Source organism: Caulobacter sp. BK020 (genome assembly GCF_004342605.1).
Taxonomy (GTDB): Bacteria; Pseudomonadota; Alphaproteobacteria; order Caulobacterales; family Caulobacteraceae; genus Caulobacter.
The window spans coordinates 178,969-205,897 of the sequence record NZ_SLZL01000007.1 but is presented as its reverse complement, the minus strand read 5'-3'; the positions used below and the strand labels follow the sequence as shown (position 1 = coordinate 205,897).

Sequence of the window (26,929 nt, the reverse complement as noted above, 5' to 3'; positions counted from 1 at the left end):
CATGGCCGAAGGCGGCGGCGAAGCGCAGATGATCACGGCCGGGATCTCGGCCATCGGCAGCATGCTGGGCGGGGTGGGCCAGTTCATGGCCAGCCGCGGCCAGGCCAGGGCGCTGCGGCGCGGCGCGGCCCAGGCCCGCCGCGAGGCTGGGGTGCGCGCTGGCCTCGCGCTGGAGGAAGGCGACCGCGCGGCGGCCCAGGCGGCGGTCAACGCCGCGGCGGGCGGCGGCGGCCTGACCGGTAGCGCCCTGGGGGCGCTGGACGACCTGGCCAGCAGCGCCATGTTCAACGCGCGCAGCGCCATCTATGAGGGCGTCACCGAGGGTCGGAACCTGGACTATCAGGCCAAGGTGGCCAAGAAGCAGGGCGGCCTGGCCCTGGTGACCAACTGGCTGCAGGCCGGCGGCAGCGCCGGCAGCGCCCTGGGCGACATGCAGCAGCGCCGGGCGGCGCGGCTGGAGGCGGCGCGGACCCGCAGCTGGAACAGCCAGCCTAGCGGATTCGACAACGGCCGGGGCCTCTACTGATGGCGACCCTGGGCAAGAGCGCGCCGCGCGCGCAGCGGCCGTCGACCGACACGCTGGACTATCGCGGCCTGAACCAGGGCCTGCAGGCCGTGGCCCAGGGCGTGGCCGACTATGGCGCGGTGCTGGACAAGGGCGACCAGCGCCGGGCCGCCGAGGCCATGGCCTCGGTGCGCGAGCAGTTCGATCCGGCCTTCAACACCGCCGTCGCCACCTATGACGGCCAGACCCCGGGTTTCGCCTCGGCCCAGGCCAAGGCCTATGACGACCATGTCGAGTTGGCACGGCAGGGCCTGACGCCGACGCAGCAGCGCTATTTCGACCAGACCAACCTGGAGCAGCGCCTGAGGGTGCTGGACCAGGCCAGCGGCGTCGAGGCCCAGGCTCAGGGCGCGCATCTGCGTCAGGTGCGGGCGGCCGACCAGAACAGCCGGATCATCCGCCTGACGGGGGATTTCCAACAGCAGACCAAGACCGCCCTGCGCGCCGCCTTCGTCGAGGCCGATCCGACCGCGCCCGACTTCCTGCCCAGCCGGCTGGCCGATTTCGATCAGCGGGCGGCCGAGGTGATGAAGGGCGTCAGTCCGGAAGACGCGCCGCTGGTCAAGCTGCAGTTGGAAAACCAGCGGCGCGACCTGCAGAACGTGGCGGCCGACACGGCGCGCGGGCTGCTGGACGCCCGCATCGTCGACAATACGCGCCAGACGGTCAGCCTGCTGATCAACAGCGTGCGCGAGGATCCGGGCGAGTTGACCGCCGCCCTGGCCAAGATCCCAGCGGCGGTGTCGCAGTTGCCGGCCGACCTGCGCCAGAAGATGGGCGCGGCCCTGCCGGGCGACATGATCGCCAGCGCCCTGGATGGGCTGGAGAGCCGCGAGGACTATTACGGCATGGAGGCCCTGCTGGCCGACAAGCGAACCAAGGCCCTGCTGGCCCCGCCGCAGTTCGCGGCCATGCAGGCGCGGGTGACGACGGCGGCGACCAGCCAGAAGCGCCAGTTGGCCGCCCAGACCGTCAACGATCGCTTCCAGGCCGAACTGGCCAGCATCGCCAGCACCGGCCAGAGCACGGGGTTCGATCCGGCCAGTCTGATCTCCGTCTATGGCCCGGTCGACGGCCCGGCCAAGGTGGCGGCGGCGCGTCAGTCGATCGAGGACGCCAAGACCGTGCGTCAGGCGACGTACGATTTCGCGGCCCTGACGCCCAAGGACCAGGCCGCGCGGCTGGACCTGCTGAAACCCAAGCCCGGCGATCCGGACTTCGCGCGCAAGCAACAGGTCTACAACCTGGCCCTGGCCACCGGGCAGGAACAGTCGCGGCTGCGGCTGACCGATCCGGCGGCGGCGCTGCTGGTCGACAAGTCGGCGGCGGAACTGTGGCGCGGCGTGGCCGACGGCACGCCGGCCAGCGCCCAGGCCTGGGCCAACGACGCCCTGCGCCGCCAGGCCGCGATCGGCGTGCCGGCCGACCAGCAGCGGATCCTGCCCGTGGCCGTGGCCAAGGACATGGTCAAGGCCGTGGTCGCCGACAAGGAACCGGTGGGCAAGACGGCGGCCCTGACCGGCCTCTACGGCTACGCCCAGCGCTTCGGGCCCAATTCCGGGCGGGTGCTGCTGGAGCTGCAGCGCGCCGGCCTGCCGCCGGCCGAGGCGGCGGTGATCAACGCCGTGGACGGCGACCCGATCGTGGTGGGCGCCTACGCCCGGGCGCTCACCCAGGCCCCGCTGGTCAAGCTGGATGCGCCCACCAAAGCCAAGCTGGAGGCCAAGGTGGCGGCGCAGCTGAAGCCGCTGGTGGAAAGCTATGCGGGTTCGCAGGACGGCCTGGCCTATTCGAACGCGCTGAGCTTCGCCGTGTCGACGATGGCCCGGGCCAACATGGCCGACGACGCCGATGTGGACGCCGCCGCCCGCAGCGCTGCGCGCAACTTCCTGCAACGCTACGCCTTCGACACTCGGACGGGAAACCGCCTGCCGGCAGCCGAGGCGGCGCGCAAGGTGATGATGGTTCCGGGGACGACCGCCGAAAACCTGAACCGGACGGGTGAGGTCTTGTCGTCTGCGCGCATGGTGGCGCCGCCGCGTGAGGCCACCGGCGAGGTGGCGGCGCGCATCGGCTCGTATCGGGTGCTGCGCGACCTGGTGTCCAACGACGGCGCGGGCCTGAGCCCGGTCGCGGGGCGGGGCGCGGCGCTTGCGCCAGAGGATTATCGCAAGCGGTACGCCACCCAGGTGGCGCACAGCGGCCGATGGGTCAGCACCGGCGACGACGCCGGCATGATGTTGATGCTGCCTAGTCCGCAGGGCGGCCTGATGCCCGTGCTGGCCGCCGACGGCAAGCCTGTCGTGCGCAGCTGGTCGGATCTCTACAGCCGAGCGGGAAAACCCTGATGCCTTTGCCTGGTTTCGTCCGAGACGACACAATCACGCCGGAGATGGCGGGAGAACTGCTGGAGCGCTCGCCCTCGGCCGCCACCGACGTGCGTTCGACCCTGCTGTCAGGCGGAACGCTGGGTCTGCCCTCGGACATGGTGGTGCGCAATGTCCGTCGCGGCGTCGATGCGCTGGCGGACCAGGGCGCGGAGATCCTGACGCCGGAAGCCGCGACGGCGCGGTTCGGCATCGAGGGCGAGCTGAAATTCGACAAGCCGATCACCGCCAGCGCCGCGGCCTATCGGCGGCTGAACAAGCGCGACGAACTGCTGCGCCGCGACCTGCTGCAGCGCAACGAAAGCGTCGGCGGGCTGGAGGGGTTCGGCTTGGCGGTGCTGGGTCAATCGGCCCTCGATCCCCTGGGCTTCGCTTCGAACTTCATTCCCGTGGCCGGCGAGGGGCGGATCCTGGGGCAGCTGGGGTTTTCGGCGCGGACCCTGGCGGCGTCCCGCTCGGCGGCCGCCCTGACCTCGGCGGGGCGGGGTGCGCTGGAGGCCGGCGTGGGCGGCGCGGGGATCGAGGCGATCCAATACGGCCTGGGCCATGGCGTCGAGGGGCGCGACTACAGCCTGGACGACGCCCTGACCGGCGTGACGGGCGGGGTGCTGTTCGGCGGGGCGCTGGGCGGCGGGGCGGGGGCGTTGGGCTTTCGCGCGCCGATGGCGCGGCCGGGGTTCGACAGCCTAGCCGCGCGGCTGGAACGCCAGGAAAGCCGGGGGGTGCAGTCGGCGGTCAGCCCTAAGGGGGCGATCGGCGTCATGCAGCTGATGCCCGACACGGCGCGGGCGGCGGCCAAGCGGCTGGGCGTGCCGTTCGACGAGGCCCGCCTGCGCACCGACGAGGCCTATAACCGCCAGCTGGGTCGCGAAGAGCTGCGCCATCTGCTGGAGCGCTATGACGGCGACGAGCTGCTGGCCAGCGCCGCCTACAACGCCGGGCCGGGCGCGGTGGACCGCTGGATCCGCAAGTTCGGCGATCCGCGGGCCGGCGCGATCAGCCACGAGGACTTCGCCGCCAAGATCCCGTTCGACGAAACCCGCGACTATGTGGCCAAGGTGGGCGCCGACCGCGCCCCGCTGCCCCGCGCCGCCGAGGATTTCCCGCCCATGCCGCGCGCCGTGGCCATGCTGGACGAGGGCGCGCGGTCCGGGGCCCTGGCGCGGGCCGTCGACGGCCTGAGCGACGACACCCTGACCGACGTGGGCGAGCTGATGGAGGCCGAGCTGGCCCGCGGCGGCGGCCCACGCCCCGGATTGGACGAGAGCCCCGCCGCCTATGGCCTGCAGATCCGGGGCCAGCTGGGCGAGGCGGGCGTGGCGACCACGGCGCGGGGCGAAAAGATCGCCGTGCGCCAAGCGATCGTCGAGGCCTGGGACCTGATCGCCAGCCACGACACGGCCCTGGTGCGGCGGTCGGACCATCCCGGCGACCTGGCCCCGCGCCAGGACGGCGCCCAATGGCTGGCCGAGCGGGTGCGCGAGCTGGAAAACCGCGAACACCTGGACGATCTGACGTCGGGCGAGGCGGCCGAGAAGGGCCCGCCGATCATCGCCCGCGACGGCACGGTGGAGGCGGGCGGGGCCGAGGTGATCGCCCTGCAGCGCCTGGCCGACAATCCCGGCCGGTTCGCGGCGTATCGTGCGGCGCTGGAGGCCCAGGGCCATGACGTGGCCGGGTTCGAGCATCCGGTGCTTGTGCGGGTGCGCGAGCAACCGATGACCGGGGCCCAGCGCGTGCGCCTGAGCCGGGAGATCGAGGCGGACGGCCCGCGCGCCCGGACGGCGTCGTCCCCGGCCCCCAGGGGCGGCCTGGAGCCGGCGCGGGCGGTTCCGGTGCAGAAGGCAGGCGATGAGGCCGGCGCCGTGCTGCGCGGTGACCGCGACGCCGACCTGCCGTCGTCGCCAGCCCGCGCCCCGGCCGCGTCGTTCGAGGCACCCGAAGTGCTGACGCCCGAGGCGGTGATGGCGGCCGATCCGGAACTGGCCGAGCTGGCCCAGTCGGTGGCGGCGGCGATCGAGGACCTGAAGGCCACGCCCGGCCTGAGCGAGCGCCAGCTGAAGGCGGCGACCGATCTGGCCGATCGCGACAAGCCCAAGACGATCGCCGAGGCGGTGCGGGCGGCGGCGTTCTGCCTGGCCGAGGGCGGAGCGGCCTAAGCCCCCCGGTCCTTCTGGCCCCTCAGAGTTGGGGCTTTCCTGGAAGGAGGCGGTTATGGGCGAGGGTCTGACAGGTGAAGCCTTCCTTGAGGCTGTAAGGCGAGCGTTTGAGGTTGCGGGTTTGTCGCTGCCTGAAATGACGCTTCGTCAGCGACTGGACTTGACCGATGCGCTGCACCGCGAAGCTGATCCTTACCGGAGCGGCTTCTACTGCAGCGAGTGCGGTGAAGAAGTGGGATACGGCGAGGAAGAATGACCAAAGCCTGCCGCGCCCCCGTCCGCGCCGCCGTCGGCGACGCCTTCACCGACGACGAGATCGACGCCCTGCTGGAACGGGTGGTTCAGCGCAAGAAGGCCAAGGCCGCCGCCAAGGTCAGCCTGAGCGAGGGCGGGGCCTGGAAGGAAGCCGCCGCCGAAATCGCCCGCGACGAGCTGAAGGCCTCGTTGATCGAGCAACGCACTCGGATCTTCGCCGAGCGGGCCAAGCTGCGCCGTCGGGCCCAGCTGTCGGCGATGGAAGGTTCGCCGGCCCGCAAGCTGCTGGCCTTCATCGAGGGCGACGAGACGCAAGGGTTCGGCAACAGCTTCTCGATCGACGCCCAGGGCCGCGCGCTGGAAACCGAGCTGCTGGCCGGGATCGAGCGCGGCCTGCGCAAGAACGGCCTATGGGACCGGATCGCCAACGCCCTGGACCAGCAGGATCCGCAATTCGAGGAAGCCGTGGCCACCGAGATGGCCCGGCTGAACGGCGGCCGCGAGACGCCGACCGGCGACGAGGACGCGGTCAAGGCGGCCGAGATCTTCAACGGCGCGATCGAGCGTGGCCGCCAGATGCAGAACGACGAGGGGGCGTGGATCGGCCAGCTGGACGGCTATGTCGCCCGCCAGTCGCATGACGCCCTGAAGGTGGCCGGCGGGTTCTGGGGCGGTGTCGGCTCGATCAAGACCGCAATCCGCAAGGGCGGCCTGGCGGCGATGAAGAGCGAGGCGGCCCAGAAGGCGTTTCAGCGCTGGCGCGACACGATCGCGCCGCTGCTGCATGAGCGCACCTTTGCCGACCTGGGCCTGACCGATCGCGGCCTGACCGGGGTGGCGGCGCGCGAGGAGATGCTGCGCGGCGTGTGGTGGAACATCGTCACCGGCAAGCATGAGATCATGGCCGGCGCCGACGATCTGGGCGACTTCACGCCGCCGGCCAGCCTGGCCCGGAAGGTCAGCGCCGAGCGCGTGCTGCATTTCCGCGACGCCAAGAGCTGGCTGGCCTATCACCGCGAGTTCGGGCGCGGGTCGCTGTTCTCGGCGATCGTCGGCGACGTGCGGCGCGCGGCGCGCAACACCGCCCTGATGAAGGGTTTTGGCCCGGCGCCGGAAGCGGCGTTCAAGGCCGAGGTCGAGCGCGGCCTGGCCGACGCCCGGGCCACCCACGATGCGGTCGAGGGCAAGGCGTTCCTGGCCAAGCGGATGGAGCAGGCGTTCGAGCAGATCGACGGCCGCGCCGACGCGCCCGAGAACGTGCGCCTGGCCATGATCGGCCAGATGATCCGCGGGCACGAGAGCATCAGCAAGCTGGGCGGCATGGTGCTGAGCGCGTTCGCCGACGTGCCGGTGGCGACCCAGGCCCTGGCCCGGGTGGGCGTGGACTGGCTGGCCGGCTATGACGGGATCCTGCGCGGGATCAGCCGCCTGGACGGGCCCCAGGCGCGCGAGGTGGCCGAACTGATGGACGTGGGCGCGCGAGCGGCCTCGGGTCGGCTGAGCACCCGCCTGGCGGCCAAGGACGGCCCTCTGGGCTGGATCGGCTGGGGCCAGCGCTTCAACATGAAGATCAGCGGCTTCGAATGGTGGAACGACGGCCTGCGCGCCGGCGTGGCCACCATCCTGAGCAAGCACCTGGGCCAGAGCGCCGACCTGGCGTTCGACGCCCTGCCGATCGGCACGCGCGAGACGTTCGAGCGCTATGGCATCGACGCGGCGGGGTGGGACAGGCTGCGGGCCGGCGCGGCGCAGCAGGAAGGCGTGGGCCGGATCATCACCGCCGACGCGGCCGGCGACGACGCCGACCTGGCCCTGCGCTTTCGCGCCCTGACGCAGGAGACGCTGGACAACGCCACCTCCGAGGCCCGGGCCCGCGAGCGGCGGATGATCGGGGCTGGCACGCGGCGCGGCACGATCGCGGGCGAGGCGATCCGCCTCTACACCCAGTTCTGGAGCTTTCCGCAGACCTTCATCCAGCGCAGCCTGATCCCGGCGGCCAAGGGCTATGCCGGCCAGAAGCCGGCGGCGCTGCTGGCGCACCTGATCCTGTCGACCACCCTGTTCGGCTATGTCTCGATGCAGGCCAAGCAGATGGCCAAGGGCCGCACGCCCCGGCCGCTGAGCCCCGAGGCCTTCATGGCCGCCATGCTGCAGGGCGGCGGGCTGGGGATCTATGGCGACTTCCTGTTCGGCGACTTCAACCGGTTCGGCGGCTCGCCGCTGAGCACCCTGGGCGGGCCGGCGATCGGCGACCTGGAAAGCGCCATGAAGCTGTGGTCGGCCCTGCGCAGCGGCGAGGACGTGGGCGCCGAGGCGTTCCAGTTCGCCAAGGCCAATACGCCGTTCATCAACACCTGGTGGACCAAGGCGGCGCTGGACTATGTGCTGCTGTGGCGGGTGCAGGAAGCCCTGAACCCCGGCTGGGCGGCGCGCTACCAGAAGCGGGTCGAAGACCAGACCGGAAGCGAATTCTGGCTGGCGCCCACCGACGCGGTCCGCTGACCTAACCCCCCCTCCCGCGCGGGCGCGCGACGCTGACGGACCGTTTCCGTCGTGAGCCTGCGCCCCGATGACCATCACCGTGGAAAACCCCGTCACCGTCTACGTGCCGACGGGATCGAGCCTGGGGCCGTTCGCGACGCTGTGGAGTTATGAGCTGCCCGGCGAAATCCAGGTGGTGGTGGAAGCCGACGGGGTCGAGGCGGCGCCGCTGGTGCTGGACAGCGAGTTCACCGTCGTCGCTGCCCCGCGCGAGGCGGGCGGCTATACGGCCAACGTCACCCTGACGGCCCTGGGCTTGCCCGTTGGCGGGTGGGCGGCCGATGGATCCAGCCGCCGGCTGATCCTGCGCCGCGCGACGCCCAACCAGCAGGCCGAGCCCTTTGGCCAGGTCGACGGCTTCCGGCCCCTGGCCAGCGAGCGGACCTGGGACCGCCAGGTGCGCATGCACCAGGAGCACAGGGCCATGGTGGCCCGGGCCCTGTTGAGCCCGGCCGGCGAGGTGGGCGGCGCCATGCCGCCGGCTGGCCAGTGCGCGAACAAGGTTTTCGCCTGGGACGGAGACTCCTCGCCCATCGCCCTGGATGCGGCCGGGGTGCTGGCCGGTCTGGCGACCAAGGCCAGGGGTTCGCTGGTGGCCGTGGGCGGAGAGGCGACGGTGACGGTGTCGCAGCCGGTGGCGGCCGGCGACGAGGCGCTGGTCTCGCTGTTCATCGGCGGGGCCGAGCAGGAAGGCCAGGTCGACTACATCGCCGACGGCAGCGCGGTGCTGGCCCTGGCCGAGCCCCTGGTGGCCGGGGCCGAGGTGCGCTGGGTGCATCTGGGCGGTTCGGCCGGCCTGACCGCCGCCACCCGCCCGCGGCTGTTCGGGCGCGGGGCGGAGGCGGTCTATCGACGTCCCGAGGACAAGGCTGCCGACTGGGTCAGTGTGCTGGACTACATCCCGGTGATCTACCACTACGGGATCTGGAACCGAAACAACGTCACCGACCTGGCCGACTACATCGAGAACGCCATCCGATCGGAACGCTTCGTCGACTTCCCGCCCGGCCAGTATCGCCTGGGCCGCACGGTCAGCCGACTGGAAAGCGAATGCATCCTGCGCGGCGCGGGCCAGTTCGCCACGGAGATCGACATCGTAAGCTTCACCGGCGATGGCCTGGTGCTGGGCAATGGTTCCGACCTGCGGACCTATTTCGCGGTCTCAGGCATGCGGATCGCCAGCAGCGTGCTGCGCGTCAGCGGCGCGGCCCTGAAGATCGACAAGGCCTTCATGGTCGAACTGACCGACCTGGTGATCGCCGACCAGGCCTTGGCCCTGTCGCTGCAGACCTGCATCAACACCACGGTCGACCGGGTCCACGTGCTGGCGCCCGTGGCCGGCGGCGTGGGTGTGGTGGTCAACGGCGGCAACGACACCCACCTGCGGCGCATGTACCTGCAGGCCGACGCCGGCCTGAACGGCGGGGTGGCGGTCGACATCCAGTACAGCGCCTATGTGACCTTGGACAACGTGACCCCGGTCGGCGACTGGGAAGGTGGCATCGACCTGCACCCGCGCGAGGCGGGGGCCTATATCGACTGGGTGTTCATGACGAACTGCTGCGGCGACAGCTGCCGCGAGTTCGGGATCCGCATCTGGTGCGAGGGTGACGCGATCAGCGTCAAGGGCGTGCAGATGCTGGGCTGCTGGGGCAGCACCTGCGACGTGGGGCTGCTGGTCGACTGCACCGGAACAGGCTTCGTCGACGGGATCACCGCGACAAACTTCCGCGCCCTGACCAACCGCAAGGAAGGGATCAAGTTCGCCACCGGGGCGAACGTGCGCAACGTCCACCTGGTGGCCCCGATCGTCGCGGGAAATTCCTCCGGCGCGCCGGGCGTCTATGACGGGATCTATGTCGCGGGCGGCCTGTCGGGCTTTACCTGCTTGGGCGGGGCCAGCGGGCTATACGCGGTCTTGCCCGCCACTCAGCGGGCGGGGATCTATTTCGACGCCGGCGTCACCGACGTGATCGTGGTGGCCGGCACGAACGTCACCAACAACACCGCCTATGGCATCCGCGACCTGGCCACGGGCGCCACCAAGTACTTCGCCGGCTGCGCGGGCTTCCTGATCAAGGCCAACGGCGTGGCCACCATGAACAGCGGCGCCACCACCAAGGTGGTGACCCACGGCCTGAGCGTGCCGCCCACTCGCGTGAACGTGACGCCGCGCGGCGATCCTGGCGGGCGCGTGTGGGTCACCGCGATCGGCGCCGCGAACTTCACCATCAACACGTCGGCGGCCCCCGGAACGAACTGCGATTTCGGCTGGGAAGTCGCGCTCTACGGGGGGTAACGATGAGCCGTATCCAGAGCCTGGGGGTCGAGCACAAGGACCCGGACACCGGCGATGTTTCGCGCCTGGACCAGGTGGTCGAGGCGGGCAAGCACGGGTCGAACCTGAAGGACGACTGGGCGGATAACGCCCGGTCTGCTCGTGGGATTGGGCGTCAGATCCAGCCCTTGCGCACGCTGTTGCGAGACTGGGATTTTACCGATGAGATGGGCTGCAACGTCACGGGGAACCCGTTCCTGGCCGACGCCAACACCGCGATCGTGCGCCAGGCGCTCGCTCGCTACGCCGAGCGTGGCTATGGCATCCTTCGCCCCCGCGGCACTGTTCAGCTCAATGCTCTGACCCCGCTCACCTTCGCTGACCAGTGCGGGATCGAAGGGGAGTATCGGGGCAAGTCTGGCGTTCTTCTCAACCGGGCGGCCAATGGGAATTTCATCGAACTCGGTCACTCCGGTTTCGTGACCAGCGCTCATATCGGCCGGGCCGGCGGCACGGGGTATCACACCAGCGGCGCGGCGATCAGCGCGGTGGACAAGAACGACATCAACATCGAGGGCAACTGGATCCGGGGGCACTACGGCCTCACCGAAGTCAGATCGACCGTGAGCAACATGCATGGCGGGGTGACGATTATTCGCAATGTCTTCGGTGACGTGACGCCGTCGGCGGAGGCGGCCGGCAGCTATGCGATTTGGACCGATCGCCTATTCTCGCTGCACGTCGAGAACAACACGACTGGATCTGCCTATGGCTGGGGAAATCCCAGCTTCGGCTGGCGGATCGGGGCCGGCAACAGCATCATGGACATCAACAACAACCTGACCGGCCTGTCCGGTCTGGGGTTGTCACGGATGATCGATCCCGACGACGAGCTGCTTTCACTGACCATGTTAGGCGGTGACGTCGATGGCGCGCCCTCAGGCTTGGCGGCGTCGTGCCTTGTGAAGCCGAGAGTTGGCGGGCGGGTGATTATGCTGAGGGCGTCGTGTGTCGAATTCGGCAACGCCGTGACGGGCGCAGCCCTGTCGCTGGACGGGACGGACGGCCTGATCGACAGCATCGAACTGGCCAATTGCGCCATCATTCACAACGGCGCCGAGGGCATTAAGGCAAAGGGCGGCGTCGCGCGATCCTCAACCAAGGGGATCGGACATCTGAAGATGATCGGAGGTAACATTTCCGGCTGCGGCACGGATGGTCTCTGGCTGGACCAGTACGTCGCCAAGACGCTCATGCGCGGCGTGACGGCCGGTGAGATCTCCGGCAGTGGTCCGGCCTACTACGGCGGCAATGGCGCCTGGGGCGTCAATGGCTCCAGTGCGAACAGCTACGACATCGAAGTCTTCGGAACCGGCAACGGGTTGGGCCTGTGCAACCTGGCGGACAATGGCGGAACGCAACGGGTGGTGGCGAGGGCGTGGGCATGAACGGCTTCTTCCTGAAAGACGGCGTTGTCACGAGTTGGGCGTTTGGGGTCGAGGACAATCGCGATCGGCTTCTGGGGGAGGCTTTGGCGGCCGCGGCGGATGAAACGCTGAAGCCCCACCATCGTGCGGTGGCCGCCGCCAGGGCCGAAGCCCTCGCGCGGCCTGTCGACAGGGGTGTGTTTGTCGCCTGTGAACCGGCGGAGTGGCCCGAAGCCGTGGCTGGTGGCGCGCCAGGCTGGCCGCGCACGCTGCGCCAGCGCGTGCTGAGCGCAACCGACTATACTGAGCTGCCTGGATGGCGAAAGGAGAAGCCTCAGGCGAAGCTGGATGAAGTCGACTTGGCGCGCGCCGCCTTGCGCGAACTCCCGGCCACATGCCCCGACCCTGTCTCGGCGTTCGGCCTTCTCAAGGCCGGCTTGGCCTGAGCGGGAGAATTGACGTGGACTCAAGAGGCGCCGATAGTCCGGCGCATGAGCTTTGCGGCGCGTCAGGTTGTTTCCCTTGGGGGGAGTTGTCAGCCCCGGCACCAGTTCCATAGGCTGGGTGTCGCCGCTGTGGCGGCGCCGTTCGACAACATCATTTCCGACCTGGGCGCGGTGATCGAGATCCTGAATAACCGGGCCGAGGGGCTTGGATCTTCCGCCACGGCGGCCTTCGATCTCAGCACCGCCTACGATGATCGCTACGGCTGCACCTTGCAGCACGACTTTCGCAATGGCGGCGATCCTGTAGTGATAGATCCGCCCGGCTTGGCCTATACCGCGGATCGATACAGCAAGCGTTGGGGCAACATGGTGGCGGCTTGCGCCAGCGGTGCTCCGACCTTGTTTGTGCGGGTCGGCACCTTCCTGCCCCCAAGGGCGGCTTCAATCTTCTACCGGGCCCGGGGTCTTGGTGCGGCCCAGGCGAATGCTGTTCCCAAGGCGTTGGAACGCTTGTTCCCCTGCACGCCATTTCGCGTGCTGCTCGCCGTGCACGACGATCTTCATCCGGTGGATCCAGCTGGCCTGGACGATCGCATAGACTTGGTCAGCATCCCCCCGCCCGTTTTCGACCGGCCTGAGGCGTGGAAGGGGCTCGACAGCGCCTGGGACGAGCTTGCGGCCCGGTTTTCCTTCCCGCGCGCGCGCCCTGGGCATCACTGCTGGTGTTAGCTCCCCGGGCCCCCTAAGCCCCCCTCGCGCCCGCGCGCGCGAAGCTGGGCGCATGAACGATGTCACCATCACCGCCCTGAAACTGCAGCAGCTGTCGCGCCGCTGCGACTACACGGCCTTGGCGCCGCGCCTGCAAAAGGCCTGCGCCGGCAATGGCATCACCGCGCCGGCCGAGGTGGCGGCGTTCGTCGCCACGTGCTGCGTCGAGAGCCAGGGGCTGACGGTGTTCGCCGAGAGCCTGAACTATACGGTCGAGGCGCTGCTGGCCAAGTTCGGCCGCCACCGGATCAGCGAGGCCGACGCCCGCCGCCTGGGCCGGATCGACGGGGTGGACGCGCGCGGCGCCAAGGTGGTGGTGCGCAAGGCCGACCAGCAAGCGATCGCCAACCTGGTCTATGGCGGCGCCTGGGGCGCTGAGAACCTGGGCAACACCGAACCGGGAGACGGCTGGCGGTTTCGCGGCCTGGGGCCGGGCCAGGTGACCGGGCGCGCCAACATGGCCGCGCTGGAAAAGGCCATCGGCCTGCCTCTTCTGGCCCACCCCGAGCTGCTGGCGGACCCGGCCCATGGGTTCGAGGCCTCGGCCCGGCTGTGGAAGGCCAAGCGCATGGGCCAGCTGGTCTACGGCCCGCCAGAGGCCCTGCGACGGGCCTGGAACGGGGGCTTGAATGGCCTGGCCGAATACAAGGGCTGGCTGGTCCAGACCCGCAACATCCTGGGAGCGTGAGCGATGGCTGGACTGACCGACCTGCTGGGCATCGGCCTGGGCGTGCTGGACAGGGTGCTGCCTGATCCCCAGGCCAAGGCGGCGGCCCAGCTGGAGTTGATGAAACTGGTCCAGGCCGGTGACCTGGCGGCCCTGGCGGCCGAGACCGACCTGGCCAAGGGGCAGGTGCAGGTCAACGCGGTCGAGGCGGCCAGCCCCAGCCTGTGGACCTCGGGCTGGCGGCCGTTCATCGGCTGGGTCTGCGGCGCGGCCCTGGCCTATACCTACCTGCTGCGGCCGATCCTGAACCCGTGGGTCACCAAGTGGACCGGCGTGCCGATGGAGGCCCTGGACATGGTCGAGTTGATGAGCCTGCTGGCCGGCATGCTGGGCCTGGGCGGCCTGCGCACCGTCGAAAAACTGAACGGCAAGGCCTAGTTTTCGAACCGGCCGCCTGGCCGGGCGTTGCGTATCTGCCAGGGGGCGAGGGTGAGCGAAGGAAGACAGACCGTGGCCGGCGCCTACGCCAAGATGGAAGCCCACGAAGATCTCTGCGCGGAGCGCTACGGCAACATCCACGCGGCGATCACCGAGCTGAAGGCCGACAGCAAGCAGGGCCGCAACGCCCTGTATGGCCTGGTGGTGGCCCTGCTGGGTTGGTTGATGTTGCAGGTCTACAGTGACCTGAAGAGCGCCGCGCGGCCGCCCCCGGCGCCGGCGGCCATGGTCGCGGTCAGTCCGCCGGCGGCTCCACCAGTCGCGCCGCCCGCGAGCCGCTGACCTCCCAGACCCGCCACTCGACCAGGGTGCGCAGGATCCCGACATCCTGCCAGGTGACGCAGAGGCTGCTGGCCAGCACGCCGTGACAACGCCCGCGCCGGCACTTCAACGCCTCGCCCTGCAGCAGCTCGCCCAGCGGCAGGGCCGCCAGCGGCTTGCCGGCCAGGGCCGCCAGGTTCAGGTCGCGGGCCATCCGGCAGGACGGACAGCCGACGCTCACCCGCAGCCCCAGGTCGGCGCAGGCGCGTAGCGTCAGGCGATGCGGCTGGAAGGGCAGGCGGGCGGCGGTGGACATGCGCGAACGAAACTGGAACATCGCGCCGCGATCAAGGACAAACTCTCACGTGAGAGTTTGCGAAAACTCTCACGGCCGGTAAGATTGGTGTTCGACCCGAAGGAGAAGTCTTGATCTGTAAGGGGTTTTTGGTGGGCGCAGTAGGATTCGAACCTACGACCCGCTGATTAAGAGTCAGCTGCTCTACCAACTGAGCTATGCGCCCGCTCGGTCCGAAGCAGTAAAGCGCCTCGGCGGCGAGGCGCGGAACATACGCAAAGAATCTTGGAACGCAAGGGACTATTTTTTGGCCAGACGAGATATCAGCGGAGCCGTGGATTTCGCTTACCTGGAAGGGTTCGCGATGAACGATTCCACGGTCATCGACGAGGTGCTGGCGCTGTTTCGCGAACAGGCCGCGCTGTGGACGCCGATGCTCGACAAGAGCCACCCGGGCTGGATGGATGCGGTCCATACGGTCAAGGGCGCGGCGCGGGGCGTGGGGGCCTTTGCCCTGGGCGACGTCTGCGCGCAGGCGGAGGCGGGGACCCGGAGCCTGGGCGACGTGCGCAACGCCCTGGACGCGGCGCTGCTGGACATCGCCGCCTACGCCCACGAACGGGCGCTGCGGTCGCTGAAGGGCTAGCGGCGGCGTTCCTGAACTTACGAACCTGTAATTGGCTTGCCGCGCGGCGCTCGCCTAGGCTGCGGGCGCCACAACGGGAGTCCCTTCGACCATGACCAACAGCCCCTGGTCCCACCAGCGCAGCGCCAGCGTCGCCGACGACGTCGATTTCGAGATCAAGGGCCAGGAGCTTCAGTTCCTGGAGATCGAGCTGGATCCCGGCGAGAGCGCCGTGGCCGAGGCCGGGTCGTTCGTCTGGAAGGACGCCAGCGTCCAGATGACCACGGTGTTCGGCGACGGCTCGGGCGACACCGGCGGCGGCTTCATGGGCAAGCTGCTGGGGGCGGGCAAGCGCCTGGTCACCGGCGAGAGCCTGTTCACGACCGTCTTCACCCACACCGGCTCGGGCAAGGCCCGGGTGGCCTTCGCCTCGCCGACGCCCGGCGCGATCCTGCCGATCAACCTGGGCCAGCTGGGCGGGTCGCTGATCTGCCAGAAGGACAGCTTCCTGGCCGCCGCGCGCGGCGTCTCGATCGGCATCCACTTCCAGAAGCGGGTGATGACCGGCCTGTTCGGCGGCGAGGGCTTCATCATGCAGCGCCTGGACGGCGACGGCTGGGTGTTCGTCCAGATGGGCGGAACGCTGGTCGAGCGCGAACTGCGGGCCGGCGAGGAGCTGCACGTCGACACCGGCTGTCTGGCCGCCTACACGCCCGGGGTCGACTTCGACCTGGTTACCGCCGGCGGCGTGCGCAGCGTGCTGTTCGGTGGCGAGGGCCTGTTCTTCGCCCGCCTGCGCGGCCCGGGAAAGGTCTGGATCCAGTCGCTGCCGTTCTCGCGCCTGGCGGGGCGGATGCTGGCGGCGGCGGGCGGCCAGGGCGGCAACCGCGGAGAGGGGTCGATTCTCGGCGAGCTGGGGGATCTGATCGGAGGGAACCGGTAAGCTGCGCAGGGGCTGCGCTGCTGACGGGGACATGCCCTTGCGGCGGGTCCCCAAGTTCGCGCTGCGTCTGATGGGGACACGCCGCAAGGGCATGTCCCCGGCCGGCGCCGGTCAGCCCTTCGTCCGGTCCCAGCTGTCGTACTCGTAGGCGATGCAGCGGTCGATCAGCGTGCGCCACACCGGCTCGGCGATGGCTTCCGACAGGCCCGAAGCACGGGCGGCGGCCTTGACCTTGTCGACCACGTCCTCGATGCGCGCCCGGTCGAACACCTTGCTGCGGTCGGCCTTGATGCGGGCGGCGGCGTCCATGTAGCCCTGGCGTTCGGCCAGCAGCGCCACCAGGGCCCGGTCCAGGGCGTCGACGCCCTGGCGGACGTCGAGCATCGTCTGGCAGTCGGCGGGGGCGAGGCGCTCGTCGACGCTGAGAGTCGTCTTGATCATGCGCCCCTTTAAGCCGGTTTGAGCAGCCGGGACCATCCCAAACCTGACCGTTGGCCGGCCCCCTAGATGCCGGCGCCGTTGTCCATCGTCAGCAGGGCCGCTTCGTGGGCGGCGGCCTCTTCCTTGAGCCAGGCCACGAAGGCCTTGACCTGTGGCAGGCGGCCCTTGGCCTTGGGGTGGACGACGTAATAGGCGAAATCCACCGCGGTGGCGGCTTCGAACGGGATCACCAGCCGGCCGGCGTCGAGATCGGCCTGGGCCAGGGTCTGCTTGGCCAGGGCGATGCCGCGGCCGTTGGCGGCGGCTTCGATCACCAGGCTGGACTGGTTGAAGCGCGGGCCACGCGCGCCGTCGACGCTCTTGATGCCCCGCGCCGCCAGCCACATGGCCCAGTCGGGGCAGCTGTCGTCGGCGTCGGGCGAGCCGTCGTGCAGCAGGATGTGTCGGGACAGGTCCTCGGGCGTTTCCAAGGGGTTGGACGCCAGAAGTTCGGGGCTGGCGACCGGGATCACCGTCTCGCTGAGCAGGCGGATCACCTCCAGCCCCGGATAGCGGCCTGAGCCGTAGCGGATGGCCAGGTCGACCTCGCCGGCCGCGAAGTCGACGACCTCCATGCCGGCCGACAGCCAGACGTCGACCTGGGGCTGGGCCTGCTCGAACTTGCCCAGGCGCGGCACCAGCCACTTGGCGGCGAACGAGGGGGCGGCGGTCAGGGTCAGGCGGCGGCCGTCGACCGCGGCGGTCAGCAGGCTGGCGGCCTCGGCCAGGCGGTCGAAGGCTTCGCGCAGGGCGGGCAGGGCGGTCTGGGCCGCGTCGGTCAGCAGCAGGCCCTTGGGGGTGCGCTTGAACAGGGCCGCGCCGACATAGTCCTCCAGGTTCTGGATCTGCTGGCTGACCGCGCCGGGCGTCACCGACAGCTCGTCCGCGGCGCGGCTGAAGTTCAGGTGGCGCGCGGCCGCCTCGAACGCACGCAGGGCGTTCAAGGGCGGGAGGCGACGTCGTTCGGACTGTCTTTCCATGAGTTTTACTGAACGCCCCGGCAGAAGACCTTGTTTGCGAATTGGCCCGGTCGCGACCAATTTGCAAGCGTTCGCTGATGGAGATGGCCCTTTTCCTTGGCGAACGCGAGCGGGGCGGACCCTAGGGTTCGCCCCGCAATGCTTTCGGCGTAACCGGTTTGGCGAGGTCGCCGGTCCGGGGCGTCGCCAATGGTAGCTGGCTTATAGAGGACCTGAATCACATGGCTCGGCCAACGGTCCGATCCGCTTCCCGGTCGCCCTCTCGTTTGGGAGCCGGTCTTGTCGCTCTCGGCGGCGGGACGAGCGCCCGCGCGCCGGGAAAAGTGATCCTGGTCGGTGCGGGGCCCGGCGATCCGGAACTGTTGACGATCAAGGCGCTGAAGGCCCTTCAGGCCGCTGAGGTGGTGGTCCACGACGGCCTGGTGTCCGACGAGATCCTCGACCTGGCGCCCGTGGCGGCGCGGCGGATCAATGTCGCCAAGCGCAAGTCGCGCCACACCCTGCCGCAGGACGACATCAACCAGTTGCTGGTCGCCCTGGCCCTGGAGGGCCTGATCGTGGTGCGGCTGAAGGGCGGCGACCCGTTCCTGTTCGGCCGCGGCGGCGAGGAGCTGGCCGCCTGCCGCGAAGCCGGGGTCGACTGCGCGGTCGTGCCCGGCGTCACCGCCGCCTTGGCCGCCTCGGCCGGCGCCGGCGCGCCCCTGACCCATCGAGGCGCCGCCCAGGCCGTGACCTTCGTCACTGGCCACGCCGCTCACGGTGAGCCAGACCTGGACTGGACCGCCCTGGCGCGGCCGAACCAGACCGTCGTCGTCTATATGGGCGTCTCGACCGCCGGCCTGATCGCCGAACGCCTGGCGGTCGCCGGCCGCGCCGGTTCGACCCCCGCCCTGATCGTCGAGAACGCCAGCCGCGCCGACGAGCGCCGCATCCTGACCACCCTGGCCGGTCTGGCCGTCGCCGCCGAGGGCCTGAAGGGCCCGGCGCTGCTGATGGTCGGCGAGGCCATGGCGATGGCGGACATCGCACTCCCCGATCTCAGCCTTGCCAAGGATGAGGTCGCTTCCAATGTTCAACGCGTGAGCCCCGGTCAATGAAAGCTGTCACCGCCAATCGCCTGATCGACGGCGAGGTCGTGTTCTGGAAGGCCGGCGCCTGGGTCGAGGGCTTCGGCGACGCCCAGCTGTTCGGCGAGGACCAGGACGCCGAGGTCGAGGCCGTGGTCGCCAACGGCAAGGCCCAACCCACGGTGGTGGTCGACGTCTATCCGATCGACCTGGCTCCGGTGGATGGCGGGCTGGCGCCCATCAGCTACCGCGAACGCATCCGGGCCCTGGGGCCCACCAACGAACCCACCCACGGCAAGCAGGCCGTCGGCGGCGAGGTGATCGAGGCGCTGCGCCACGCGGCCGGCGCCGCCCGCTCGACCGGTCGCGTCGACCTGATCCGCAGGAAGTAGGCCGCATGTATCTGTATGATCCCATCGACCGTGAATTCCTGACCGACCGCTCCAACGAGTTCCGGCATCAGGTGGCCCGCCGCCTGGCCGGCGAGCTGACCGAGGACCAGTTCAAGCCGCTGCGGCTGATGAACGGCCTTTACCTGCAGCTGCACGCCTACATGCTGCGGATCGCCATCCCGTACGGCTCGCTGAACGCCCGCCAGGCCCGCCGCCTGGCCTGGATCGCCCGCACCTACGACAAGGGCTACGGCCACTTCACCACCCGCCAGAACATCCAGTTCAACTGGATCAAGCTGAAGGACGCGCCCGACATCCTGGACGCCCTGGCCGAGGTGGACCTGCACGCCATCCAGACCAGCGGCAACTGCATCCGCAACGTCACCGCCGACCCCTACGCCGGCGCCACGGCCGAGGAGATCGACGATCCGCGCGTGTGGTCCGAGGTCCTGCGCCAGTGGTCGACCCTGCACCCCGAGTTCAGCTTCCTGCCGCGCAAGTTCAAGATCGCCATCACTGGCGCCCTGGCCGACCGCGCGGCGGTCAAGGTCCACGACATCGGGCTCATCTTGAGAAAGGGCCGCGACGGCCAGATCGGCTTCGAGGTGATCGTCGGCGGCGGCCAGGGGCGCACGCCCTATGTCGGCCCGACCATCCGCTCGTACCTGCCGGCCGAGCACCTGCTCAGCTATGTCGAGGCCATCCTGCGCGTCTACAACCGCCATGGCCGCCGCGACAACATCTACAAGGCCCGGATCAAGATCCTGGTCGCCGCCCTGGGGGCCGAGGAGTTCGCTCGCCAGGTCGAGGAGGAATGGGGCAAGATCGACGCCGCGCGCGCCAACCTGCCGGCCGGCGAGCTGGCCCGGGTCCGCGCCGCCTTCGCCCAGACCAACTTCGAGACCCTGCCGGCGGTGTCGGACGCCTTCGAGGCCGCCCGCGCCGCCAGCCCGGCCCTGCAACGGTTCGTGCGTAACAACGTCAAGGCGCACAAGCAGCCGGGCTACGCCATCGTCGAGGTGTCGCTGAAAGCCATCGGCCAGACCCCGGGCGACGCCACGGCCGAGCAGCTGGAGGTCGTCGCCGACCTGGCCGAGCGCTACAGCCTGGACGACCTGCGCGTGACCCACGCCCAGAACCTGGTCCTGCCGCACGTCAAGCTGGACGACCTGCCGGCCGTCCATGCGGCGCTGGAAGCCGCGGGCCTGGCCACCGCCAACATCGACCTGGCCAGCGACATCATCGCCTGCCCGGGCCTGGACTACTGCGCCCTGGCCAACGCCCGCGCCATCCCGATCGCCCAGGACATCGCCCGGAAGTTCGCCGATCCGGATCGCGCCGAGACGGTGGGCGAGCTGAAGATCAAGATCAGCGGCTGCATCAACGCCTGCGGCCATCACCACGTGGCCCACATCGGCATCCTGGGCGTCGACAAGAAGGGCGAGGAATTCTACCAGCTCTCGCTCGGCGGGTCGGGGGCCGAGGACGCCAGCATCGGCCGGATCCTGGGTCCCGGCCTGTCGGCCGACAAGGTCGCGCCCGCCATCGACGCCCTGGTCGACGCCTATCTGAACATCCGCACCGGCGACGAGCGCTTCCTCGACACCTATCGCCGCGTCGGCCTCGAACCCTTCAAGGAGGCGGTCTATGCCCAAGCTGATTAAGCTGGCTGGTGACACGGCCGAGTGGGCCGAGGACATCTTCACCCACGTCGGCGACGACGACGCGCTGCCGGAAGGCGACGTGATCCTGTCCCTGGCCCGCTTCCAGGCCGAGGGCGAGATCCTGCTGTCCAACAGCCGCCGCGTCGGCGTGAGGATCGAGCCGGACCAGGAGGTCGAGGCCCTGGCCTACGACCTGCCGCGACTGTCGGTGGTGGCCCTGGCCTTCCCGAAGTACCGCGACGGTCGCGCCTACACCTCGGCCCGCCTGCTGCGCGAGCGCCTGGGCTTCACCGGCGAGGTGAGGGCTGTCGGCGATGTGCTGCAGGAACAGGCCGGGTTCATGGTCCGCTGCGGCTTCGACGCCTTCGAGCCCGCCGACGGCGCGACGCCAGAGGCCTGGACCAAGGCCGCCCACCGCTACCGCCATGTCTATCAGCGCGCCGCCGACAACCGTCCGGTGGCGTTCGAGGAAAGGGCCAGCTGATGGCCTACGACCAGACCGTGACCGAGGTGAAGCCGACCGCCGTTCCGCAGCCGCTCGTCCCGGAAAACGGGGTCGCGGACCTGGCGACGCGGCTGGACGCCGAGCTGCGCGACGCCCATCCGCTGGCCATTCTGCGCAAGGCCTACGAGACGTTCGGCGACAAGCTGGCCCTGGTCAGCTCGTTCGGGGCGGAATCGGCGGTCCTGCTGCACCTGGCCAGCCAGGTGTCGACCGCCATTCCCGTGCTGTTCCTCGACACCGGCATGCTGTTTGGCCAGACCCTGGACTATCGCAAGCAACTGGCCGCCAAGCTGGGCCTGAGCGACGTGCGCGACCTGCGCCCGGCCTATACCGACCTGGCGATCACCGATCCCAAGTCAGACCTGTGGCGCACCAACACCGACGCCTGCTGCCATATCCGCAAGGTGCTGCCCCTGGATCGCGCCCTGGGCGAGTTCTCCGCCTGGACCACGGGCCGCAAGCGCTTCCACGGCGGCGACCGCCTGCGGCTGCGAGTGGTCGAGGAGTCCGAGGGCAAGATCAAGTTCAACCCGCTGGCCAACTGGGGCAAGGCCGAGCTGGACGCCTATGTCGCCGAGCATGACCTGCCGGCCCATCCGCTGGTCGCCCAGGGCTTTCCCTCGGTGGGCTGCTGGCCGTGCACCAAGCCGGTGGACGATCCCAACGCCGACGTCCGCGCCGGCCGCTGGGCGGGGCAGGACAAGACCGAGTGCGGCATCCACGTCGCCCGGGCCCCCGGCGCCGCGCCGAACGTGGGCGAGGGGATCTAAGGCCAAGCGCCTTTAATTCTGACGGCTCCCCCAATAGCTCGTCATTCCGGGTCTCGTGCCCGGGACCCTTGGTTCAGCTGACGGTGAAGCGCCTTGGCGGGCCAGCGCGCCAGACCGCCGCACTCCCATCCGCCCCGAGGGCTGCTGCGGAGGGCGCACCAGCTCGGGCGGCTCTGGCCATTCCAGACTTTCCAGCAGCTGACCGCGCGGTTTCGACGCAGGGGACCGGGTCGGACACATCCCCAGGGTTAAATCGTCGTTAGGTCTCGCCTCGTAGCTTCGGCCTGGGTTCGGGAGAAAAGATCGTGTCGATGGTTGGGGGTGAGCTTCGGTCGGACGTCTCGGCGACGTTCGATGTCCTGTCGTGGGAACTGGAGCTGGCCGGCGCCCGCTGCATCTTTCTGGACACGTTGATCGGCAAGCTGATCGGGACCGTGGCGCCCGAGCATCGTGAACAGCTGATCGAGGGCATCCAGGCCGTGGACCTGCTCAGCCAGCACCTGACCGGCCTGTCGACCTTCGCCCGCAGCCTCAGCCAGACCGTGGCCGCGCCCGAGGCCATCGAGGTCGGCGCCGCCTTGCGGAGCGTCACCCTCGGCGCCCTGGCCGACCGGATGACCTCGTCGTTCGGCGGCGACGAAGCCGGCATCAACGACGGCGACGACGCCGGCGACCTGGATCTCTTCTGATGGCGGACCGCCGACACAAACCGCGGGGGCGCCCATGAACATGGTTCAACCCGGCACACGCATCCTGGTCGCCGACAGCGACCGGGCCGTCCTGGAAATGCTGCAGATCCGCCTGGACCTGGCCGGCTACCACGCGCTGGCGGCCCGCAGCGGCCCGGCCGCGCTGGAAGTGGCGCACAACATGCGTCCGGCGATCCTGGTTCTGGACCTGGTGATCACCGAGATGAGCGCCTTCGAAGTGATGGCGGCGCTGCAGCGCGACGTTGCGCGTCCGGTCGGCCAGATCCTGCTGGTGGGCAAGCGGTTGGGCGTTGACGAGGTCAAGCGCGGCGCCGCCCTGGGCGTCCGGGCCTGCATGCTCAAGCCGTTCAGCGGCGCCGACCTGGTCGAGCGCGTGGGCAAGATGCTGAAGCCGCCTTCGCCGACGCCGGCCCCGGGTAATGGGTTCGCGCCGCGGAGCGCTCCCGCAGGCAGGCCTTCGCCGTCCAGCGACGTCTTCATCTAGGAAAGCCGGAGCGCCTTGCCTCCGGGGGAAGCCGCCTATTCCGGCGGGCAGCCCTTGAACTCGCCGACCTTGGTCACCGAGAGGGTCGAGAGGTTGAGGCCCATCAGCGGCTTCATCGAGGACGCGCCCTGGCCGCTGAACAGGTCCAGCTTGTTGCCCTTGATCGCCCCGCCGATGTCGGAGGCGTACCAGTAGCCGTCGTGCTTTTCGCCGTTGGGCATCGGCAGGCCGACGGTTTCCTTGATAAACACCACGGTGCGGCGCGGGATCACGGTCTTGTCGACCGCCAGGGTGCGCATGGCCACCACCTTGCAGCCCAGGCTGTCCAGGGCGCGGATGCCCTTGGCGCCGGCGTGGTAGAGCGTGGCCTTCATCTTGTACTCGACCGACCCCGGCATGGTGCCCGTCAGGGCGCCGGTGATCAGATCGCCCAGCGGATCGGGCTTGGAGTCCGAGTCGGCGGCCAGGGCGGGGAGAGCGATGGACATGGCCGCGATGGCCAGAAATCCCGCAAACGTGCGTCGCATCGAGGGGGTCCTCTTATCGGCGTAGAGTGTCGGTCGGCGGCCTGATTACTAAGATCACAGCCGCGTGACAACCCACCAGGAGGCGACCTGATGCCGCGCTGCACCCTTAGCGGCGGCGCTCGGCGCCATCGTTCGAACGCAGTTTTGGTTCCCTGATGAGCGTTAACCGGGACCTGGCAAGGGATTGCATGCTGACGCTTGAGGGCGGAAACGCCCCGCTCTGGCGATCGGCGTCACCGTGGCATAAACCGGAGTCGTCCACGGCTTTTCGGCGGTGCACGCGTCTTGAGCCGGTCCGCGGGACAGGCTGAGTCGCCGCGATCGCCCCGGCCGTCCGTTCGTTGGAGTGCGCATGAAGCCGTCCGTCCGCCTTTTCGCCAGCGTCGCGCTGATCGCCGCCATGGCCGCCCCCGCCAGCTCGGCCCTGGCCTGGGGCGCCTGGGGTCACCGCATGGTCGGGGTCGTCGCCGCCGAGAGCTTCCCCAGCGACCTGCCGGCCTTCCTGCGCACGCCGGAGGCGGCCGCCGCGATTGGCGAATACGCCCGCGAGCCGGACCGCTGGAAGGGCTCGGGCAAGGTCCACGATACCGACCGCGACGCCGCCCATTTCCTCGACATCGACGACGAGGGGCGGATGTACGGCGGTCCGAAGTTCACGGTTGAGACCCTGCCGCCGACCCGCGCCGACTACGAGAAGGCCCTGGCCGCCGTTGGCCACGACAGCTGGAACGCCGGCTACCTGCCGTATTCGATCATCGACGGCTACCAGCAGCTGGTGAAGGACTTCACCTACTGGCGCATCCTGAAGTCCGTCTCCACGACCGAGAAGGACGCGATCCGCAGGGCCTACTACGTCGCCGACCTGAAGCGGCGCGAGGAGCTGCTGGTCCGCGACCTGGGCGTCTGGGCCCACTATGTCGGCGACGCCAGCCAGCCGCTGCATCTGAGCGTGCACTACAACGGCTGGGGCGATTACCCCAATCCGAACGGCTACACCCAGAGCAAGGCCACCCACGGCAATTTCGAGGGGCCGCTGGTCAAGGCCGTGGCCGTCGACGCCGACGTCAAGGCGCTGGTTCCCGCCTACCAGGACTGCGGCTGCACGATCGAGGCGCGGACGGTGACCTATCTGACCACCACGGTCGGCTTCGTCGAACCTCTGTACAAGCTGGAGAAGGAGGGCGGTCTGGTGGCGACCGACCCGCGCGCCAAGGCCTTCGTCGACGAGCGTCTGGCGGCCGGAGCGACCCAGCTGCGCGACATGGTCGTCGACGCCTGGAAAGCCAGCGCCACCGGCAAGATCGGTTACCGTCCGGAGATCACCGTTGACGACGTGATCAGCGGCAAGGCCGATCCGTGGAACGATCTGTACGGCAAGGACTGATCCCATGCAGGCGTTCGACGCGCCCGAGCCGGGCCTGGAGTACAAGCACCGCTGGGCCGCCTTCGGCATCGCCGAGGGGGCCAACGGGACCATCGCCCTGGTCGAGGTCCGCAAGCCGGGCCGGGCGCCCTATTTCGACCTGCCGGGCGGGGCGGTCGACGGCGACGAGGACGAGCACGCCGCCATCGTGCGCGAGTTCGGCGAGGAGACCGGTCTGGTCGTCGAGGTGGAACGCCGGGTGATCGAGGTCAGCCAGCCGTTCCTGAAGTCGAACGGCCAGCCGGTGTGCAACAACGGCGGCATCTATGTCGTCCGCGTCACGGGGCAGCGGCCCGAGCTGAAGGTCGAGGACGACCATGCCCTGGTGTGGCTGGACCCGCGCGACGCCGTGGTGGCCCTGAGGCACGACGCCCACGCCTGGGCCGTGGCGGCGTGGCTGCGGCGGGGATAGCCACCGCGGGCCTACGTCTTCAGCAGCGCCTTGGCCTTTTCCGGCGCGACTTGGTCGAAGATCATCCGCAGGTGCTGGTCCTTGGCGTGGTCGTTGTGCAGGTCCCAGGCCAGGGAGACGGGCAGGCGCAGGCGGCGGCCGTCGGCCAATTTGGCCACCAGCACGCGCCAGGAAAAGCCGTCGCCGGGATCGCCCAGCGGGTCCTTGAACTCCAGCGGCGCGGGATCGCGCAGGCGGAACCGGCGGCCCTCATGCGCCGTGAACCAGGCCAGGTCAGCTGCGGCGACCGGGTCGGCGTGCGGCTGGGCGGGCGTCGCCACCAGCTTTCCGGTCAGATTGTTGGCCATCTCGCGCCTCCTGCGTTCATCCGCGGTCTCTAACCCCTTTGGCGCGCTCTTGCCATCGGCGCTCCTGTTCGCGGCTCCGCCCGAGGTGTTAAAAATATATCCGGGTAATATTGACTCAACAAAATACCCGGGTAAAAAGCTAACCATGGAAACGACGAACAACCGACGCGCCCTAAAGCGCGACTACAAGGACCGCGCGGTCCAGGCGGGGATCTACGCCGTCCGCTGCGCGGCGACCGGCGAGGTCTGGATCGGCGGCACGCCCGACCTATCGACCCGCCAGAACGGCGTCTGGTTCGCCCTGCGCATGGGCGGCCACACCAGTCCGACCCTGCAGCAGGCCTGGAACGCCCACGGCGAGGCGGCCTTCGGCTTCGAGGTGCTCGAAGTGCTCGATGACGAGGGGCTGGAGCGGCTGGGCCGGGCCTCGCTGCTGGTCGAGCGCCGCGAGCACTGGCGCGCGACGCTACATGCCGAGGGGCTGCGGCGATGAGCGAGCCCGTGACGGCCTATGTTCTGTTCGAGGGCGAGCGGAGGCTCGCGGCCGGCCCCAAGTTGGAGGTGGCGGTGGCCGCCCAGGCGCGCCTAGCCCAGGCGCCGGAGGCCTCGCTGCTGATCTTCGATCCCGAGGGGCGGCAGGTGGATTTCGACCTGCGTGGCGGACCGTGGGACATAGCCTTGAGATTAGGGGAAGGCGAGGCCGCCCCGCGCGGCCGGGGACGGCCCAAGCTGGGAGTCACGGCCCGTGAGGTGACCCTGCTGCCGCGCCACTGGGAATGGCTGGCCGCCCAGCCGGGCGGGGCGTCGGTCGCCCTGCGCAAGCTGGTCGAGGCCGCCCGTCGCGAGAGCGAGGGGCCCGACCGCCGCCGCGCCGCCCGCGACGCCGCCTACCGCTTCGCCTCGGTCATGGCCGGCGACCGGCCGGGCTTCGAGGCCATGAGCCGGGCGCTGTTCGCCGGCGAGGCCGTCGGGTTCGCGGCGCGGATCGCCGACTGGCCGGCGGACATCTGCGACCACCTGCGGACCCTGGCGAGCGAGGCGTTCGAGACTTGA

The 26,929-nt window shown here is 69.7% G+C and carries 30 protein-coding genes and 1 tRNA gene; 25 read left to right on the top strand and 6 right to left on the bottom strand.

Annotation, left to right across the window (positions count from 1 at the left end; translation table 11 throughout):
- Position 1 precedes the first annotated feature (1 nt).
- The 12 genes from EV278_RS11020 (at position 2) to EV278_RS10965 (ending at position 14,273) form a co-directional block, all read left to right on the top strand.
- Positions 2-526 carry a hypothetical protein gene (locus tag EV278_RS11020; protein ID WP_132090742.1) on the top strand — a complete coding sequence of 175 codons (525 nt, stop codon included), beginning with the start codon at positions 2-4 and terminating at the stop codon, positions 524-526.
- Complete coding sequence (locus EV278_RS11015) at positions 526-2,913, top strand: hypothetical protein (protein ID WP_132090739.1); 2,388 nt, start codon at positions 526-528, stop codon at positions 2,911-2,913. Before EV278_RS11020 ends, EV278_RS11015 begins: the two co-directional genes overlap by 1 nt.
- The gene (locus EV278_RS11010) at positions 2,913-5,111 is read left to right on the top strand and encodes a transglycosylase SLT domain-containing protein (protein ID WP_165916606.1); all 2,199 of its coding nucleotides are present in this window, start codon (positions 2,913-2,915) and stop codon (positions 5,109-5,111) included. Before EV278_RS11015 ends, EV278_RS11010 begins: the two co-directional genes overlap by 1 nt.
- Before the next feature lie 55 nt (positions 5,112-5,166).
- The gene (locus tag EV278_RS11005; protein WP_132090736.1) at positions 5,167-5,367 is read left to right on the top strand and encodes a hypothetical protein; all 201 of its coding nucleotides are present in this window, start codon (positions 5,167-5,169) and stop codon (positions 5,365-5,367) included.
- The gene (locus tag EV278_RS11000) at positions 5,364-7,868 is read left to right on the top strand and encodes a hypothetical protein (RefSeq protein ID WP_132090733.1); all 2,505 of its coding nucleotides are present in this window, start codon (positions 5,364-5,366) and stop codon (positions 7,866-7,868) included. The genes EV278_RS11005 and EV278_RS11000 overlap by 4 nt, the downstream gene beginning before the upstream one ends.
- Before the next feature lie 67 nt (positions 7,869-7,935).
- A complete protein-coding gene (locus EV278_RS10995; protein ID WP_132090730.1) occupies positions 7,936-10,206 on the top strand; it encodes a hypothetical protein in 2,271 nt (756 codons plus the stop codon).
- A gap of 2 nt (positions 10,207-10,208) precedes the next feature.
- Complete coding sequence (locus tag EV278_RS10990) at positions 10,209-11,633, top strand: hypothetical protein (protein WP_132090727.1); 1,425 nt, start codon at positions 10,209-10,211, stop codon at positions 11,631-11,633.
- A complete protein-coding gene (locus tag EV278_RS10985) occupies positions 11,630-12,058 on the top strand; it encodes a hypothetical protein (RefSeq protein WP_132090724.1) in 429 nt (142 codons plus the stop codon). The genes EV278_RS10990 and EV278_RS10985 overlap by 4 nt, the downstream gene beginning before the upstream one ends.
- A gap of 45 nt (positions 12,059-12,103) precedes the next feature.
- On the top strand, positions 12,104-12,787 hold the full coding sequence (locus EV278_RS10980; protein ID WP_132090721.1) for a DUF1796 family putative cysteine peptidase: 684 nt from the start codon (positions 12,104-12,106) through the stop codon (positions 12,785-12,787).
- 52 nt (positions 12,788-12,839) lie between these two features.
- A complete protein-coding gene (locus EV278_RS10975; protein ID WP_132090718.1) occupies positions 12,840-13,514 on the top strand; it encodes a glycoside hydrolase family 19 protein in 675 nt (224 codons plus the stop codon).
- Between the two features lie 3 nt (positions 13,515-13,517).
- Complete coding sequence (locus tag EV278_RS10970) at positions 13,518-13,931, top strand: 3TM-type holin (RefSeq protein ID WP_132090715.1); 414 nt, start codon at positions 13,518-13,520, stop codon at positions 13,929-13,931.
- 51 nt (positions 13,932-13,982) lie between these two features.
- Positions 13,983-14,273 (top strand): hypothetical protein, encoded by a 291-nt coding sequence (locus tag EV278_RS10965; protein ID WP_132090712.1) that lies wholly within the window; start codon positions 13,983-13,985, stop codon positions 14,271-14,273.
- On the opposite strand, the gene EV278_RS10960 is transcribed toward EV278_RS10965, so the two are convergent.
- Both EV278_RS10960 and EV278_RS10955 read right to left on the bottom strand, forming a co-directional pair.
- Positions 14,227-14,589: a hypothetical protein gene (locus EV278_RS10960; protein ID WP_132090709.1), complete on the bottom strand. Its 363-nt coding sequence runs from the start codon at positions 14,587-14,589 to the stop codon at positions 14,227-14,229. The two genes, EV278_RS10965 and EV278_RS10960, sit on opposite strands and share 47 nt — an antisense overlap.
- A gap of 108 nt (positions 14,590-14,697) precedes the next feature.
- Positions 14,698-14,773, bottom strand: a tRNA-Lys gene (locus EV278_RS10955).
- 81 nt (positions 14,774-14,854) lie between these two features.
- Between EV278_RS10955 and EV278_RS10950 the strand changes: the two genes are divergently transcribed.
- Both EV278_RS10950 and EV278_RS10945 read left to right on the top strand, forming a co-directional pair.
- Positions 14,855-15,193, top strand: a complete 339-nt coding sequence (locus EV278_RS10950; protein WP_165916605.1) for an Hpt domain-containing protein — start codon at positions 14,855-14,857, stop codon at positions 15,191-15,193.
- Between the two features lie 91 nt (positions 15,194-15,284).
- Positions 15,285-16,115, top strand: coding sequence for a TIGR00266 family protein (locus tag EV278_RS10945; protein WP_132090704.1), 831 nt, complete (start codon positions 15,285-15,287; stop codon positions 16,113-16,115).
- 111 nt (positions 16,116-16,226) lie between these two features.
- Here EV278_RS10945 and EV278_RS10940 read toward each other — a convergent pair whose 3' ends face one another.
- Together EV278_RS10940 and gcvA are read right to left on the bottom strand one after the other, a co-directional pair.
- A complete protein-coding gene (locus EV278_RS10940; RefSeq protein WP_132090702.1) occupies positions 16,227-16,556 on the bottom strand; it encodes a chorismate mutase in 330 nt (109 codons plus the stop codon).
- Positions 16,557-16,618: 62 nt separating this feature from the next.
- Positions 16,619-17,575 (bottom strand): transcriptional regulator GcvA, encoded by a 957-nt coding sequence (gene gcvA / locus EV278_RS10935; RefSeq protein WP_132090699.1) that lies wholly within the window; start codon positions 17,573-17,575, stop codon positions 16,619-16,621.
- 221 nt (positions 17,576-17,796) lie between these two features.
- Here gcvA and cobA point away from each other — a divergent pair, with 221 nt between their 5' ends.
- From cobA to EV278_RS10900, 7 genes are all read left to right on the top strand, one after another.
- Complete coding sequence (gene cobA, locus EV278_RS10930; protein ID WP_132090696.1) at positions 17,797-18,672, top strand: uroporphyrinogen-III C-methyltransferase; 876 nt, start codon at positions 17,797-17,799, stop codon at positions 18,670-18,672.
- A complete protein-coding gene (locus EV278_RS10925; RefSeq protein WP_132090693.1) occupies positions 18,669-19,034 on the top strand; it encodes a DUF2849 domain-containing protein in 366 nt (121 codons plus the stop codon). Before cobA ends, EV278_RS10925 begins: the two co-directional genes overlap by 4 nt.
- Positions 19,035-19,039: 5 nt before the next feature.
- On the top strand, positions 19,040-20,698 hold the full coding sequence (locus tag EV278_RS10920; protein WP_132090690.1) for a nitrite/sulfite reductase: 1,659 nt from the start codon (positions 19,040-19,042) through the stop codon (positions 20,696-20,698).
- Positions 20,682-21,182 (top strand): DUF934 domain-containing protein, encoded by a 501-nt coding sequence (locus EV278_RS10915; RefSeq protein ID WP_132090688.1) that lies wholly within the window; start codon positions 20,682-20,684, stop codon positions 21,180-21,182. Before EV278_RS10920 ends, EV278_RS10915 begins: the two co-directional genes overlap by 17 nt.
- Positions 21,182-21,973 carry a phosphoadenylyl-sulfate reductase gene (locus EV278_RS10910; protein WP_243692157.1) on the top strand — a complete coding sequence of 264 codons (792 nt, stop codon included), beginning with the start codon at positions 21,182-21,184 and terminating at the stop codon, positions 21,971-21,973. The genes EV278_RS10915 and EV278_RS10910 overlap by 1 nt, the downstream gene beginning before the upstream one ends.
- A 311-nt stretch (positions 21,974-22,284) precedes the next feature.
- Positions 22,285-22,662, top strand: a complete 378-nt coding sequence (locus EV278_RS10905) for a hypothetical protein (RefSeq protein WP_132090961.1) — start codon at positions 22,285-22,287, stop codon at positions 22,660-22,662.
- Between the two features lie 34 nt (positions 22,663-22,696).
- Complete coding sequence (locus tag EV278_RS10900) at positions 22,697-23,167, top strand: response regulator (protein ID WP_132090685.1); 471 nt, start codon at positions 22,697-22,699, stop codon at positions 23,165-23,167.
- 35 nt (positions 23,168-23,202) lie between these two features.
- Here the strand turns inward: EV278_RS10900 and EV278_RS10895 are convergent, their stop codons facing one another.
- On the bottom strand, positions 23,203-23,694 hold the full coding sequence (locus tag EV278_RS10895; protein ID WP_132090682.1) for a 3D domain-containing protein: 492 nt from the start codon (positions 23,692-23,694) through the stop codon (positions 23,203-23,205).
- Positions 23,695-24,040: 346 nt separating this feature from the next.
- Between EV278_RS10895 and EV278_RS10890 the strand changes: the two genes are divergently transcribed.
- Together EV278_RS10890 and EV278_RS10885 are read left to right on the top strand one after the other, a co-directional pair.
- Positions 24,041-25,078 carry a S1/P1 Nuclease gene (locus EV278_RS10890; RefSeq protein WP_132090679.1) on the top strand — a complete coding sequence of 346 codons (1,038 nt, stop codon included), beginning with the start codon at positions 24,041-24,043 and terminating at the stop codon, positions 25,076-25,078.
- A gap of 4 nt (positions 25,079-25,082) precedes the next feature.
- Positions 25,083-25,529, top strand: coding sequence for an NUDIX domain-containing protein (locus EV278_RS10885; protein ID WP_132090676.1), 447 nt, complete (start codon positions 25,083-25,085; stop codon positions 25,527-25,529).
- A gap of 11 nt (positions 25,530-25,540) precedes the next feature.
- Here the strand turns inward: EV278_RS10885 and EV278_RS10880 are convergent, their stop codons facing one another.
- Positions 25,541-25,876 carry a hypothetical protein gene (locus EV278_RS10880; RefSeq protein WP_132090673.1) on the bottom strand — a complete coding sequence of 112 codons (336 nt, stop codon included), beginning with the start codon at positions 25,874-25,876 and terminating at the stop codon, positions 25,541-25,543.
- 145 nt (positions 25,877-26,021) lie between these two features.
- Between EV278_RS10880 and EV278_RS10875 the strand changes: the two genes are divergently transcribed.
- Complete coding sequence (locus EV278_RS10875) at positions 26,022-26,369, top strand: GIY-YIG nuclease family protein (RefSeq protein ID WP_132090670.1); 348 nt, start codon at positions 26,022-26,024, stop codon at positions 26,367-26,369.
- Complete coding sequence (locus EV278_RS10870; RefSeq protein ID WP_132090667.1) at positions 26,366-26,929, top strand: DUF2239 family protein; 564 nt, start codon at positions 26,366-26,368, stop codon at positions 26,927-26,929. Before EV278_RS10875 ends, EV278_RS10870 begins: the two co-directional genes overlap by 4 nt.